Source organism: Paenarthrobacter sp. CCNWLY172 (assembly GCF_037402035.1).
In the GTDB taxonomy this organism is placed as follows: Bacteria; Actinomycetota; Actinomycetes; order Actinomycetales; family Micrococcaceae; genus Arthrobacter.
The window spans coordinates 13,047-26,852 of record NZ_JBBEGB010000003.1 but is presented as its reverse complement, the minus strand read 5'-3'; the positions used below and the strand labels follow the sequence as shown (position 1 = coordinate 26,852).

Genomic DNA, 13,806 nt, shown 5'->3' with positions numbered 1-13,806 from the left:
CGGGCTTTTGCGTGCGGCTGCCAAGACTATCCGCCGGTTTCGGGCTACCCTGATTTTCGTGTCACATCATCGGATAGCACCCAACGTCGACGATTCGTCGGACCAGCTCGCTGAAGCACTTGCGGCCTTGAGGACGGAACTGGAACTCCCCACCGCGTACCCTGCCGAGGCAGTACAAGAGGCAGAGCGGGCCGTGGAAAACCTCAGGCTGCCGGATCAGGACCTGCGGGAGATCCCCTTCGTCACCATTGATCCCGCTACCTCGACTGACTTGGACCAGGCCCTGTTCATTGAACGTTCCGGAGACGGCTACAAGGTCCTCTACGCCATCGCCGACGTGCCGTCCTTTGTGGCTCCCGGAGGAGCCTTGGATGCCGAGACCCGGCTACGCGGACAAACGTTCTATGCACCTGACGGCCGGATCCCACTGCACCCCGAGGTCATCAGTGAAAACGCCGGAAGCCTGCTGGCCGAACAGGACTGCAGTGCCTTTGTGTGGAACTTCGAACTCGGCGCCGATGCAGAGGTCATGTCCGTGACCGTTGCCCGGGCTGCTGTCCGCAGCCGGGCCAAGCTGAGCTACAAAGGCGCCCAACAGCAGATCGACGACGGCACCGCCCCGCCTGTTCTTCAGCTCCTCAAGGAAGTGGGACTGAAGCGCGTCGAGCTGGAACGGTTGCGCGGCGGCGCAAGCCTCAACATGCCGGAACAGGAAATCGTCCAGGCGACCGACGGCGGCGGGTACAGGATCGTTGCAGCCCCGTCTTTGCCGGTGGAAGACTGGAACGCACAGATCTCTCTGATGACCGGAATGGCGGCCGCACAACTGATGCTGGAAGGCAAAGTTGGCATCCTCCGCACGATGCCCGCCCCGGACGAACGCTCACTGCAGCATTTCAAACGGCAAACCACTGCGCTGGGCAAACCGTGGGATGGCCAGGTCAGCTACGGCGAGTACTTGCGCACCTTGGATGCGTCCGACCCCCAACAGCTGGCCATCCTGCACTCGGCCGGGACACTGTTCAGGGGCGCCGGTTACACGCCCTTCGACGGCGAGGTGCCTGACACAGTGATCCAAGCGGCCATCGGGGCTCCCTATGCCCACACCACAGCACCGCTGCGACGCCTGATTGACAGATTCGTCCTGGTCATCTGCGAGGCCCTCAGTAACCACAAGGACATTCCGCGGTGGGCCCGTGACGCACTGCCCTCGTTGCCGGAGATCATGGCAGCCTCGGACCAAGTGGCCGGTCGGCTTGAGCGTGCGGCTCTGGACACGGTGGAAGCAGCACTGGTAGCCAACCACGTGGGCCAGGAGTTCGATGCCGTGGTGATTTCAGGGTCCAAGCCTGCCAATGGAAACAGCAACGGCAACCGAGGCAATGGCAATAAAGCCAACGGAAACGGGAGCGGTCCGTATGGGGTCGTCCAGATCGCGGAACCGGCCGTCACCGCACGCTGCGACGGCGAATTGGAGTCCGGAACCAAAGTGCGGGTACGCCTTGTCACGGCGGATATTGCCAGCCGGGAAATCAGGTTCGAGCGGCAGCACTGACCCCGGTGAACCCATGATCCGGGCTTTATGGCTCCCAGAGGATAGACTGGGCCTGTAGTAATGGATGCCCGGTCGTTGATTCAGTTAATTTTTGAAGTCAACAAGCCCGCCCCTACGCGATCTTGAGATGTACCAACTGGTCACCAGTGCCAGTACTTAGATAGCCCGCGATCGGCTTCCACTGGATATGCTTGCGCGCCAGTTCGTGCTCCGGTACGGCTTCGCCGCCCCCGTTGAGCACGCAGCGCCAATGCCTAAATGAATAAGGAAACTCCCTGTGAGTGAATTGCACACCCATGAAGTCCTGACCGACCCCACCGGAACCGAAATTCTTGAACCCGAGGAAACGATCGTCTCGGATGAAAAGCCCCACGAGATCGAAGAAAAGTCCTTCGCCGACTACAACGTCCGCGCTGACATTGTTGAGTCCTTGGCCGATGCCGGGATCACGCACCCCTTCCCCATCCAGGCGATGACCCTGCCAGTGGCCCTGAGCGGCCACGACATCATCGGCCAGGCCAAGACGGGTACCGGTAAGACGTTGGGCTTCGGCATTCCTGCGCTCCAGCGTGTAGCCGGCCGCGACGACGCCGGCTATGAGAAGCTTGCCGTCCCGGGTGCACCCCAGGCCTTGGTGATCGTTCCCACGCGTGAACTCGCGGTGCAGGTTGCCAACGACCTCCAGACCGCGTCACGCAAGCGCAACGCCCGCATCGCCACCATTTATGGTGGCCGCGCTTACGAGCCCCAGGTCGATGCCCTGCAGAAGGGCGTCGAGATCGTGGTCGGTACCCCCGGGCGTCTGATCGACCTTTACAAGCAGAAGCACCTGAGCTTGAAGAACGTCAAGATGGTGATCCTTGATGAGGCTGACGAAATGCTGGACCTCGGCTTCCTTCCGGACGTTGAGACCCTGATCGCCGGCACCCCCGCCGTTCGGCAGACGCTGCTCTTCTCCGCGACGATGCCCGGCCCGGTGATCGCGATGGCACGCCGTTACATGACGCAGCCCACCCACATCCGTGCTGCGGATCCGGACGACGAAGGCCTGACCAAGCGCGACATCCGTCAGCTGATCTACCGTGCGCACAGCATGGACAAGTCTGAAGTGGTGGCCCGCATCCTCCAGGCTCGCGGCCGCGGACGGACCATTATCTTCACCAAGACCAAGCGCACTGCTGCCAAGGTTGCCGAGGAACTCGTCGACCGCGGTTTTGCCGCTGCCGCCATCCACGGAGACCTCGGCCAGGGTGCCCGCGAGCAGGCTCTCCGTGCTTTCCGCAACAACAAGGTCGATGTCCTGGTGGCCACTGACGTTGCCGCCCGCGGCATCGACGTTGATGACGTCACGCACGTGATCAACTACCAGTGTGTTGAAGACGAAAAGATCTACCTGCACCGCGTTGGGCGTACCGGCCGCGCGGGTAACAAGGGCACCGCTGTCACGTTCGTCGACTGGGACGATATGCCGCGCTGGGGCCTGATCAACAAGGCACTCGGACTGAGCGTTCCGGAACCGGTGGAGACGTACTCGTCCTCGCCGCACTTGTACGCGGATCTCGACATCCCCGAGGGCACCAAGGGCAGGTTGCCCCGCAACAAGCGGGTCCTCGCCGGCGTCGACGCGGAGGTTCTTGAGGATCTCGGCGAGACCGGCAAGAAGAACGCGCGTTCCGGTTCAGGCCGCGATGGCGGTCGAGACAGCGGACGGGGTCGCGACGGCGGACGAGACAGCGGCCGCGGACGGCAAGCCAAATCCAACGACTCGGACTCCAGCGAATCCAAGGGCGACGGCGGCCGCAACCGTACCCGCCGCCGTCGTACCTCCGACACCGAAGCAGCCCCGGCTGCCGGTGCGTCGGAAACCCGCACTGCCACTGCCGACAACGCAGACAAGCCTGCCCGGACGCGTCGTACCCGCACGCGCCGCCGCAACGGCGAAGTGGTTTCCGGTGAGACCGCAGCTGCCCAGTCCGGCAGCACCGAGGGCTAAAACCCTCAATGACTGAAACTGTTTGGGCGCCGGACGGCGGCAATGTGGTGGTGCACGCGGACAACGCGGAATTCCTCCCTACGCTGCCGGACGGCGCCTTCACACTCATTTACGTCGACCCGCCCTTCAACACAGGCCGGGTACAGCGCCGCCAGGAAACCCGCATGGTCCGGAACGCGGACGGCGACGGCGATCGCGTCGGTTTCAAGGGGCGTTCCTACGACACCATCAAGGGTGCCCTTCACAGCTACGACGACGCCTTCAGCGATTACTGGTCCTTCCTGGAGCCCAAACTCGTCGAGGCGTGGCGGCTCTTGTCAGACGACGGCACCCTGTACCTGCACCTCGATTACCGGGAGGTGCACTACGCCAAAGTGATGCTGGACGCCATCTTCGGCAGGGAGTGTTTCCTCAACGAGATCATCTGGGCCTACGACTACGGCGCGCGCGCCAAGAACCGCTGGCCCACCAAGCACGACAACATTCTGGTGTATGTAAAGAACCCCACCAAGTACCACTTCGACAACGCAGAGGTGGACCGGGAACCGTACATGGCCCCCGGCCTGGTGACTCCTGCCAAGCGCGAGCTCGGCAAGCTGCCCACTGATGTTTGGTGGCACACCATCGTTTCCCCCACCGGCCGTGAGAAGACCGGCTACCCTACCCAGAAACCCGAAGGCCTGGTCCGGAGGATCGTTTCCGCATCCAGCCGCGAAGGTGACTGGTGCCTCGATTTCTTTGCCGGATCAGGGACCCTCGGAGCCGTTGCAGCGAAGCTCGGCCGCAACTTTGTGTGTGTCGACCAGAACGAACAGGCCATCGAGGTCATGCGGAAACGGCTGGGCAGCAAGGCTGTGTTCCACCAGATCCAGCCATCCGGCCTTTAGCCCGCAATACCAAAGCGTGCTCAGGCGACGCCCTTCACGAAGGCCGTCACGGAGTCCGCGATCATCTGCACGGCAATGGCCGACAGAAGCAGGCCGGCAATCCGGGTGACAAGCTCGACGCCGTTTTCACCCAGCACGCGCTGCACGACGCCCGCGAAGCGCATCGCCAGGTACAACGAGCCCAGTACCACGGCAATGCCCAGCCCCACAGCCAAATACTCTGACAGTTGGCTGGACTGCTGAACGAAGACCATCACGGCAACGATCGCACCAGGTCCAGCCATGAGTGGCGTCCCCAAAGGAACAAACGCCACATTTTTGTACTTGGCCGCATTTTCCTCGCCGCTGGTGGAACCGGTCAGCAGCTGCAGGGCAATGAGCACCAGCAGCAGGCCACCCGCGCCCTGCAAGGCCGCCAGCGAGATATGCATGTAATTGAGGATTGACTGGCCGAAGATGGCGAACACCACAATGACGCCGGTGGCCACCAGCAGTGCTTGGAAAGCGGAGCGGTTCCGGTCCCTCGCCGTCATCTGGGCCGTCAAGGACATAAAGATCGGGACGGTACCCGGTGGGTCCATAATCACGAACAAGGTGACGATCACCGAGGCGAGCAGCTGCAAATCCACTAAAGGACCCCTCTCAACGAACCACCGTGCTGCCTGTTGCCATCTCCTCAATCCGGGCCAACACCGCGGGCGAGGTGGTGTTCTCACCCAACAGATTCGGTTTCCCCGCTCCGTGATAATCGGAAGATCCAGTGATGAGCAGGCCATGCTCTGCAGCCAACATGCGCAGGAAGTCGCGCCCCTCCTCGGGGTTGTCACGATGTTCAACCTCAAGGCCCATCAGGCCGGCATCAATCATCTCCCGGTAGGTCCGCTCCCCCACGATGCGTCCTCTCGACGACGCCACGGGATGGGCGAATACGGGAACGCCGCCTGCGGCACGGACAAGCTCGACGGCGACCGCCGGGTTGGGTGCGTAGTGCTGAACGAAGTATCGCGAGTGTGAGGTGAGGATGGAAGTGAAGGCCTCCGAACGGTCGGCCACTACGCCGGCAGCGACCAAGGCATCCGCAATGTGGGGACGCCCCACGGTGGCGCCCGGAGCTACGTGATGGATAACGTCGTCCCAGGTCAAGGGGTAGTCCTCGGACAACAAGGTGACCATATGCTCCGCACGGGTAAGGCGGGCATCCTTTGACTTGGTGATTTCCTCCAGCAGACCCGCATGGGCGGGGTCATGCAGGTAGCTCAGCAAGTGGACACTGATGCCCTGTTCCGTCCGGCAGGAGATCTCCATTCCCGGAACAAAGGCGATGCCATGGTCGCGGGCGGCTGCTGCGGCCGGATCCCAGCCATCCGTGGAGTCATGGTCGGTCAGCGCCACCGCATCCAAGCCTGCCGCCACAGCGGAAATGATCACCCCGGCGGGTGTCTCGGTTCCGTCGGAAACATTGGAGTGCGCATGCAGGTCTATCCTCACTTTCCCAGCCTAGGGGATGCGGGCGGGCTTGGCGGGTTGCGCCGTTGGCCTCCTCAACGAACTGGTGGGACGATGTAACGGTGAACGATGCCGAAAACACCCAAAACTCGTCCTCCCAGCCGCTGCAGGAGCGTGTCAACAACCGCTCGCAACGGCCCACATCCGATGCCTTCAAGGCATTCATGGCCAGCAACTGGGCGCCCGCCCCGCAGGTGACCCCTGCGCGTGACGCCGTCGCAGACCACGCCGCCCGCCGCCGTCGTACTATTTCAGAACAGTTCAAAGGCGAACGTCTGGTCATCCCGGCAGGTCCTTTGAAGGTCCGGTCCAACGACTGCGACTACCGTTTCCGCCCGCACTCGGGATTCGCCCACCTCACCGGTTTGGGTTTGGACCACGAGCCTGACGCCGTCCTCATCCTGGAGCCGGTGGCTGAAGGAAAGGGCGACGACGGCGGTCACCATACCGCCACGCTGTACTTCCGCCCGCTGGCCGGCCGCGATACCGAACAGTTCTATGCGGACTCCCGCGCGGGCGAGTTCTGGATCGGCGCCCGCCCCACCCTGGCCGAGTTCGAAGCCCGGCTTGGCCTGCCCACCGCGCACATTTCCGAACTGGAAATGGCCATCACCAAGAACGTGGGTGCACCCGAAATCGGCGGCATTTCCATTCGTTTGGTCCGCAAGGTGGACGAGAACATCGACGCCCTGGTGGATACCGCCCGGTACAACACTGCCAAAGATCCCGAAACGCTTGACCTCGGTGAACTGGATGCCTTGGATGAAAAGCTCAGCGAAGCACTCTCCGAACTGCGCCTGATCAAGGACGAGTGGGAAATTGAGCAGATGAAGATCGCCGTCGCTGCAACCGTGGAGGGGTTCGCCGACGTCGTCCGTGCCCTCCCCCGCGCCCTGACACACAACCGCGGTGAGCGTGTTGTGGAAGGTGCTTTCTTTGCCCGCGCCCGTGAGGAAGGCAACGAGCTCGGCTATGACACCATTGCAGCGTCCGGCAACAACGCCACGGTCCTCCACTGGAACCGCAACTCCGGCACCGTCAACGCCGGCGAACTCCTGCTCCTGGATGCCGGGGTGGAAGCCGATTCCCTGTACACCGCAGATGTCACCCGCACCCTGCCTGCCACCGGAACGTTCACCGATGTCCAGCGCAAGATCTACGAAGCCGTGCTGGACGCCGCCGACGCCGGATTCGCAGCAGCCCAGCCGGGCGTGAAGTTCCGCGACATCCATACGGCCGCCACCACGGTCCTGGCCGAGCGCCTCGCTGAGTGGGGCCTGTTGCCCGTTTCCGTGGAAGAGGCCATCAGCCCCGAAGGCCAGCAGCACCGCCGTTGGATGCCGCACGGTACCAGCCACCACCTTGGCCTTGACGTCCACGACTGCGCCCAGGCCAAGCGCGAGCTCTACCTCGATGGGGTCCTCACCGAGGGCATGGTGTTCACCATCGAACCGGGCCTCTACTTCAAGAACGAGGACCTTGCCATTCCGGAGGAGTACCGCGGGATCGGCGTCCGGATCGAAGACGACATCCTCATGACCGCAGACGGCCCCGTGAACCTCAGCGCCGCTTTGCCGCGCAAGGCAGAGGACGTCGAGTCATGGATGGCCGGCATCTACCAGGACGCGCAGGGCTAAGCGGCTCCGCTGTCAACCACGACCACAGCAAAAAGGGAAGGCCACCGGGGATCCGGTGGCCTTCCCTTTTTGCTGGTCAGCTGAAATCAGTCGCAGGGAGCCTACTGCTTGGACGAACCCTCGGAGCCGGGCTGTTGTCCGTCCTCCTGCGGCGCGTTCTGCGGTGCGTTCTGGCCATCGGTGACGCGAACGCCGTACTGCGGACGGCCGTCAGGGAGGTCCGGGTAGCGAACGGCCGCCGGTGCCGGCTGGGGAGCAGGCGCCGGGTTTCCGGCGGGCGCGTTCTGGCCCTCCGGAACGCCCGCGGTGGATTCGGGTCCGCGCTGGCCATAGGGGTCGTTCCAGGTGGAAGGCCGCTCAGGCGCCTGGCCGGGCTGGTGAAGCGGGGCGTTCTGCGGGTTGTAGTTGGCGGGCTGCGCCGTGGCTGCCTGCGACGGGTTCATGGGCAGCTGCTGGAGCAGTCGGCGGGCTTCGTGGGCTGCTTCAACGGCAACAATGACGTCATAGTTGGTGGCCACCACCTGGCTGGTGGAGGTGAAGTCACGCTTTCCGCGTTGGGTGGCGTACGTGACGATCCCGAACAGCATGAAAAACGCAGCACCCATCAGCACTGAAGTGATGATGGAGAACGGCCCACCTGCCGGTGTGAAGAAGGAGAGCATCACGCCGACAAAGAGGCCAAACCACATGCCGCTCAAAGCACCGGACAATGCCACCCTCGGATAACTCAGCCGGCCAGTCACCCGCTCTACCATCTTGAGGTCGTTGCCCACGATCGACACAAGCTGTACAGGGAACTGCTGGTCCGCGAGGTAATCCACCGCCTTTTGGGCATCCAAATACGAGGTGTATGAGCCCACCGTGTCACCTTGCGGGACGCTGCGGGCTTCCTCAACGGCTTTGGGGGCACCAAAAATGTTAGACATAGCCCCATTGTGTCTCATGGACATGTGAACAGGCTGGAATTCAGCTAAAAGAGAGCAGACTCGGTAGCCTGTAAACATGAGCACACATCCTTCACGCGTCTTTGTCGCGCGCCTGCTCGGTTTGGACGTCTTCGACCCCTTGGGCGATCGTCTGGGCCGGTTGCGCGACGTCGTGGTGCTCTCCCGCGGGACCCGCGGGGCGCCGCACGTGGTGGGCATCGTGGTGGAGGTGCCGGGGAAAAAGCGTGTCTTTGTCCCCATGACCCGGATTACGTCCATTGACCAGACGCAGATCATTTGCACCGGCCTGGTTAATTTGCGCCGCTTCGAGCAGCGGGGCGCCGAAACGCTGGTGGTTGCCGAGATGTTCGACCGCCGTGTGACCCTTGCCGACGGCAGCGGCGATGCCACCATCGAGGACATCGCCATGGACCAGCACCGGTCCAAGGACTGGTTTGTCAGCAAGCTGTTCGTCCGCCGTGGACACTCACTCTCACCGTTTGGCAGGCTCCGCCGCAACGAGACGTTGATCATCGATTGGGCCGACGCCCAAACCGGCGCCCACAACGAGCCCCAGGCTGCCACCCAGTTCGTTGCCACGCACGAAGACCTTAAACCCGCCGACTTTGCCGAAGCCCTTCAGGAGATGAGCGATAAGCGGCGTTTTGAAGTGGCCAGCGAGCTCCAGGATGAGCGTTTGGCAGACGTCCTCCAGGAACTGCCGGAGGATGACCAGGTGGAGATTCTCTCCGCCCTCGACGTGGAGAGGGCCGCAGACGTCCTCGAAGAGATGGACCCTGATGACGCCGCCGACCTCCTCGCCGAGCTTCCCTCGGCCCAGGCGGAAGAGTTGCTGCAACTCATGGAACCCCAAGAAGCCGAAGACGTCCGACGCCTCCTGGAGTACGACGAAGACACCGCCGGCGGCCTCATGACTCCAGTCCCGGTCATCCTGCCCCCGGAAGCAACCGTGGCCGAAGCGTTGGCCCACGTCCGCCGCGAGGAGCTCTCCCCCGCCCTGGCATCATCAATCTTCATCGCGCGGCCTCCCTTGGAGACACCCACGGGGCGTTTCCTGGGGGTCGTGCACATCCAGCAGCTCCTGCGTTTCCCGCCGCCCGAACCGCTGGGCAACCTCGTTGACAAGAATCTTGAACCCCTTTCGGACCAAGCCCACATCAGCGAAGTCGCCCGGACTCTTGCCACGTACAACCTTAATTCCCTTCCAGTCGTAGACGACGACGGCCGCCTTGTGGGGGCGGTGACTGTTGATGACGTGCTGGATCACCTGTTGCCGGATGACTGGCGCGCCCACGAGGACGACGCCCCTATAAGGAAACTTGGAGGCCGCATTGGCTGATAACAACGCCGCACGATCCCCCAAGTCGGCAGGACGCGCAACCAGCAGCCTCGACACCCCACTGAGTGGCCGGCAACGGATCCTGCCAAAGTTCTCTCCCAACCCGGATGCTTTCGGCAACGCAACCGAAGGCTTCGCGCGGTTTATGGGCACGCCGACGTTCCTCGTCTACATGACGGTGTTCTGTGTGTTCTGGCTTGCGTGGAACTCTTTCGCCCCCACGGACTGGCAATTCGACCGCATGGAGCTGGGCTTCACCCTGCTGACGCTGATGTTGTCTCTCCAAGCCTCGTATGCGGCACCACTCCTGCTGCTGGCCCAGAACCGGCAGGATGACCGGGACCGTGTCTCACTCCAGCAGGACCGCCAGCGTGCCGAACGCAATCTCTCCGACACCGAGTACCTGACACGGGAGCTGGCGTCTCTCCGCATCGCCCTGCGTGAGGTAGCCACCCGTGATTATGTCCGGACTGAACTCCGGAGCCTCCTGGAGGACATCATCGATGCCCAGGAAGAGCTCCGCGAAAGCGAATCCGCCGCGGACGGCACTGAGTCTCCTGGCGAGAAGGTCAAGGAGAAGCTGAAGGAGAAACGCGACAAGTCCCGTAGCCCCCGCACACAGCAGATACCCAAGGTCCGCCAGCCGCGGGCCACAGGACCGCAGCACTCCACTGCAAAACCGTCGCCTGAAACCCCTGAAAGCCGAGCCTGACCCTATGAGCACCGCATCTGCCGAGGCGCTGCATGCTGCCCTGGCTACAGTCATCGATCCCGAACTCCGCCGCCCCATCACGGAGCTCGGAATGGTGGAATCGGTGTCTTGCGACGACGCCGGCACAGTCCGTGTCGCCGTCCTTTTGACTATTGCCGGCTGCCCCCTTCGCGAAACCATCACTCAGGACGCCTCTGCGGCTTTGTCGCAGGTGGAGGGCGTCACGTCCGTGGACGTGGAGCTGAAAGTCATGTCCCCGGCACAGCGTGAAGCGCTCAAGGAACAGCTCCGCGGTCCAGGCGGCCAGCGCGGCATACCCTTCACCAAGCCGGGCTCCCTGACCAAGGTCTACGCCGTAGCCAGCGGAAAAGGCGGTGTGGGGAAGTCCTCGGTCACCGTCAATTTGGCCTGCGCATTGGCCGCGCAGGGTCTTCGGGTAGGCATCGTTGATGCCGATGTCCACGGCTTCTCAGTGCCCGCTTTGATGGGTATCACCCAAAAGCCCACCCAGGTGGATGACATGATCCTGCCGCCGGTGGCCTACGGCGTGAAGGTCATCTCCATTGGCATGTTCGTAGCAGGCAACCAGCCGGTAGCCTGGCGCGGTCCCATGCTGCACAGGGCCTTGGAACAATTCCTCACGGACGTCTATTTTGGCGACCTCGATGCCCTGTTCCTCGATCTGCCACCCGGCACAGGCGACATCGCCATTTCCGTGGCCCAGCTGCTCCCCAATGCCGAGATTTTGGTGGTAACCACGCCGCAAGCTGCTGCCGCGGACGTCGCCGAGCGCGCTGGAACGATCGCCACCCAGACGGGCCAGAAAGTGGCCGGCGTCATCGAGAACATGTCATTCCTGGAAATGCCCGACGGCGGCAGGATGGAATTATTCGGAAGTGGCGGCGGCGCTATCCTGGCCGGGCGGCTGAGCGCTGCCGTTGGCAGCGAGGTTCCTTTGTTGGGCCAGATTCCCTTGGATATCCGGCTGCGGGAAGGCGGTGACGCCGGGAAACCCGTGGTCCTGGCTGCCCCCGAAACTGCGGCCGCGAAGGCTATGCAGGACGTGGCCTCGGCTTTGGCCTCACGACCCCGCGGACTGTCAGGCCTGTCACTGGGGATCGAACCGCGCTGACGCTTAGCGCTTGCGGGCGCGGCACTATCAAACGGGTCAGGTGGCTTCGGAATCGAAGGGGGCAGCTTCGCCCTCAGCCAGCCGCTCGATGACCCGGGCGGGAGCCTTTGGCTTGGTCTCCACCGATGCAGCCGCAGCAGCAGCTGTTGCGGCAACGGCAGGTGCTCCAGCGCTCACGGGCTTGGTCTCATCATCCAGCAGTGCATCCTTGATGATGCGCCGGGGATCATATTGCCGGGGATCATATTTCTTCCAGTCGACGTCATCGATATCGATGCCGACTTCTTCCTTGATCTGCTCCCGGGCACCCGACGCCATCCGGCGGACTTCCTTGACCAGGTTGGCAAGCTTTTGAGTGTATTCGGGCAAACGGCTGGGACCGATGACGAGTACGCCGATAATCAGAAGGAGTACGAACTCCGGGCCGTTGATTCCAAGCACGCTACGAAGATTACCTTGTCTGTGGTGCCGCTCATAAACCGGCGGGTCGGAGAAGGGTCTGGAGCCCGCGCAGCAGCCTCGCGTACCAGGCTTCGGCCCCTTCGCTGGGCTGATCAGCCGCCATGGATTCGCCTGCCCGGACGATTTCAGGTACCGCGTCATCCGCAGTGTCTGCGGGAAGGTCCGAAGCATAACTGATCACTGCAGCGGGCATGGTGTACACGGCCTTCCACGGGCTCCCCTGCGTGACAGAAAGCCGTGCCGACGTCGTTGGTCCCTGGGCCGGCTGGTCAGCCGGCAGATGCTCCTCCACAATGATGGCGTAGTGGCCGTTGCTTTCCAGCCTCATTTCCACCGCCGGGTGCCCGTTGTGCATAGTGCCGTGGGCCGAGACCACGGTGAAGCCCATTCCCGCCAACTCAGGGCACGCCCACCCTTCTTCCCGCAGAGCGTCCAGCTGGGCAGAGCTCAAGCTGACAGTGCTGCCGGCCCGGAATACAGGTCCCGCCATGCTTTCCACCGGGTTCCCTGTCCACGCTCCGGCAAGGGCGCCGACGTCGCTGGTTCCGGCACGGACCTGCGGGATGTCGTCACCGGCCACCACGTACGCCGACACCCCCAGGGCACCGGCGCTGACAGCCAAGGTGCCGGCTGCGACGCCCGCGACGCGAAGTCCCCGGCGGAGGCCGTTGGAGGAAGTCCGGGCGGCAAATTCCTGGCCCGTCTCGTTGGCAAGGCGCTCAGTATGCTGGATCAGCCGTGCGGCAAGGTCCTGGCTGGCTTCGGGCACTGAAGCACCCCGAAGACGTTCCAGGTACTGCCGTTCCCGGCGAAGGGCGTTACTGCAATCGGCGCATACCTGAACATGGTCCGGGTTGCGGGTATGGCGCAGGGCAGCCAGTTTGCGCCGGGACAACAGTCCCGGACGACGAGGATGTCGAGGCATCGACGTCCTAAAGGATGCTTGCGATGCGCGGCATCTTCAGGCGCGGCTTGCGGGCCTCGGCCGGACGGGGATCGCGGTGGGCGAGTTTCTCCCGCAGCATGGTCCTGCCACGGTGGATACGGGACCTGACGGTTCCCAACTTGACGCCCAGCGCCTCTGCAACCTCGTCATAGGAAAGGCCTTCGAGATCGCACAGCACGACGGCGGCGCGGAAGTCCGGCGGCAGTTCTTCCAATGCACGCTGGACATCCAGGTCAAGGTTGTTGTGTTCGAAGCTCTGCTCCGGACCGGGCTCGCGGCCGGGCAGGCGGGACTCGGCATCCTCAGCCAGGGCATCGAAACGGATCCTGCTCTTGCGCCGGGCCTGGTCCAGGAACAGGTTGGTGGTAATGCGGTGCAACCAGCCGTCCAATGTTCCCGGCTTGAAATTCTCCAACGACCGGAACACCCGGACAAAGACCTCCTGGGTGAGGTCCTCGGCGTCGAACTTGTTGCCTGTCAGGCGATAGGCGAGGCGATATACCTTGGCGGAGTGGTTGGCCACCACTTCCTCCCAGCTGGGCATGACCCAGTCGGCAACGCCGTCAATGCTTTCCGATGTTTGGACTGGCGCAGCATGCAATGCCGGCATCGTCCACTCCCCTCAAACTGTGGTTCACCGAATCCTTCGGCGCCGGCCACCTCATGGATGATCGGACCATTATCATCCCA

13 protein-coding genes are annotated in these 13,806 nt (G+C 63.1%); 7 read left to right on the top strand and 6 right to left on the bottom strand.

Annotation, left to right across the window (positions count from 1 at the left end):
• Positions 1-58: 58 nt before the first annotated feature.
• From WBN73_RS04985 to WBN73_RS04975, 3 genes are all read left to right on the top strand, one after another.
• Positions 59-1,555, top strand: a complete 1,497-nt coding sequence (locus WBN73_RS04985) for an RNB domain-containing ribonuclease (protein ID WP_337339792.1) — start codon at positions 59-61, stop codon at positions 1,553-1,555.
• A gap of 277 nt (positions 1,556-1,832) precedes the next feature.
• Positions 1,833-3,548: a DEAD/DEAH box helicase gene (locus WBN73_RS04980; protein WP_207594094.1), complete on the top strand. Its 1,716-nt coding sequence runs from the start codon at positions 1,833-1,835 to the stop codon at positions 3,546-3,548.
• 8 nt (positions 3,549-3,556) lie between these two features.
• Positions 3,557-4,435, top strand: coding sequence for a DNA-methyltransferase (locus WBN73_RS04975; RefSeq protein WP_337339793.1), 879 nt, complete (start codon positions 3,557-3,559; stop codon positions 4,433-4,435).
• A 20-nt stretch (positions 4,436-4,455) separates the two neighbouring features.
• Here WBN73_RS04975 and WBN73_RS04970 read toward each other — a convergent pair whose 3' ends face one another.
• A complete protein-coding gene (locus WBN73_RS04970) occupies positions 4,456-5,064 on the bottom strand; it encodes a MarC family protein (RefSeq protein ID WP_207594096.1) in 609 nt (202 codons plus the stop codon).
• Positions 5,065-5,077: 13 nt separating this feature from the next.
• Positions 5,078-5,923 (bottom strand): PHP domain-containing protein, encoded by an 846-nt coding sequence (locus WBN73_RS04965; protein WP_089595677.1) that lies wholly within the window; start codon positions 5,921-5,923, stop codon positions 5,078-5,080.
• A gap of 80 nt (positions 5,924-6,003) precedes the next feature.
• Between WBN73_RS04965 and WBN73_RS04960 the strand changes: the two genes are divergently transcribed.
• On the top strand, positions 6,004-7,578 hold the full coding sequence (locus WBN73_RS04960; RefSeq protein ID WP_337339794.1) for an aminopeptidase P family protein: 1,575 nt from the start codon (positions 6,004-6,006) through the stop codon (positions 7,576-7,578).
• Between the two features lie 101 nt (positions 7,579-7,679).
• On the opposite strand, the gene WBN73_RS04955 is transcribed toward WBN73_RS04960, so the two are convergent.
• Positions 7,680-8,504, bottom strand: a complete 825-nt coding sequence (locus WBN73_RS04955; RefSeq protein WP_207594099.1) for a general stress protein — start codon at positions 8,502-8,504, stop codon at positions 7,680-7,682.
• Between the two features lie 76 nt (positions 8,505-8,580).
• Between WBN73_RS04955 and WBN73_RS04950 the strand changes: the two genes are divergently transcribed.
• From WBN73_RS04950 to WBN73_RS04940, 3 genes are read left to right on the top strand one after another with little or no spacing between them, the layout of a single operon-like run.
• Positions 8,581-9,864 (top strand): magnesium transporter MgtE N-terminal domain-containing protein, encoded by a 1,284-nt coding sequence (locus tag WBN73_RS04950; RefSeq protein ID WP_011775428.1) that lies wholly within the window; start codon positions 8,581-8,583, stop codon positions 9,862-9,864.
• Positions 9,845-10,576, top strand: coding sequence for a DUF1003 domain-containing protein (locus WBN73_RS04945; RefSeq protein ID WP_207594100.1), 732 nt, complete (start codon positions 9,845-9,847; stop codon positions 10,574-10,576). The genes WBN73_RS04950 and WBN73_RS04945 overlap by 20 nt, the downstream gene beginning before the upstream one ends.
• A gap of 4 nt (positions 10,577-10,580) precedes the next feature.
• Entirely contained in the window at positions 10,581-11,708 is a 1,128-nt protein-coding gene (locus WBN73_RS04940; protein WP_207594101.1) for an Mrp/NBP35 family ATP-binding protein, read from the top strand.
• A gap of 36 nt (positions 11,709-11,744) precedes the next feature.
• Here the strand turns inward: WBN73_RS04940 and WBN73_RS04935 are convergent, their stop codons facing one another.
• Genes WBN73_RS04935 through sigE form a run of 3 tightly spaced genes read right to left on the bottom strand, consistent with a single transcriptional unit; the run spans position 11,745 to position 13,726 of the window.
• Complete coding sequence (locus WBN73_RS04935) at positions 11,745-12,149, bottom strand: Sec-independent protein translocase TatB (RefSeq protein WP_207594102.1); 405 nt, start codon at positions 12,147-12,149, stop codon at positions 11,745-11,747.
• 31 nt (positions 12,150-12,180) lie between these two features.
• Positions 12,181-13,095: a hypothetical protein gene (locus WBN73_RS04930; RefSeq protein ID WP_280623178.1), complete on the bottom strand. Its 915-nt coding sequence runs from the start codon at positions 13,093-13,095 to the stop codon at positions 12,181-12,183.
• A 7-nt stretch (positions 13,096-13,102) separates the two neighbouring features.
• Entirely contained in the window at positions 13,103-13,726 is a 624-nt protein-coding gene (sigE, locus tag WBN73_RS04925) for an RNA polymerase sigma factor SigE (protein WP_207594103.1), read from the bottom strand.
• Positions 13,727-13,806 lie beyond the last annotated feature (80 nt).

Bases quoted from the DNA above. Each gene is read 5' to 3' on its own strand.
- WBN73_RS04975 (WP_337339793.1), top strand. From the start codon at position 3,557: ATGACTGAAACTGTTTGGGCGCCGGACGGCGGCAATGTGGTGGTGCAC.
- WBN73_RS04955 (WP_207594099.1), bottom strand. From the start codon at position 8,504: ATGTCTAACATTTTTGGTGCCCCCAAAGCCGTTGAGGAAGCCCGCAGC.
- WBN73_RS04950 (WP_011775428.1), top strand. From the start codon at position 8,581: ATGAGCACACATCCTTCACGCGTCTTTGTCGCGCGCCTGCTCGGTTTG.
- WBN73_RS04940 (WP_207594101.1), top strand. From the start codon at position 10,581: ATGAGCACCGCATCTGCCGAGGCGCTGCATGCTGCCCTGGCTACAGTC.
- WBN73_RS04930 (WP_280623178.1), bottom strand. From the start codon at position 13,095: ATGCCTCGACATCCTCGTCGTCCGGGACTGTTGTCCCGGCGCAAACTG.
- sigE (WP_207594103.1), bottom strand. From the start codon at position 13,726: ATGCCGGCATTGCATGCTGCGCCAGTCCAAACATCGGAAAGCATTGAC.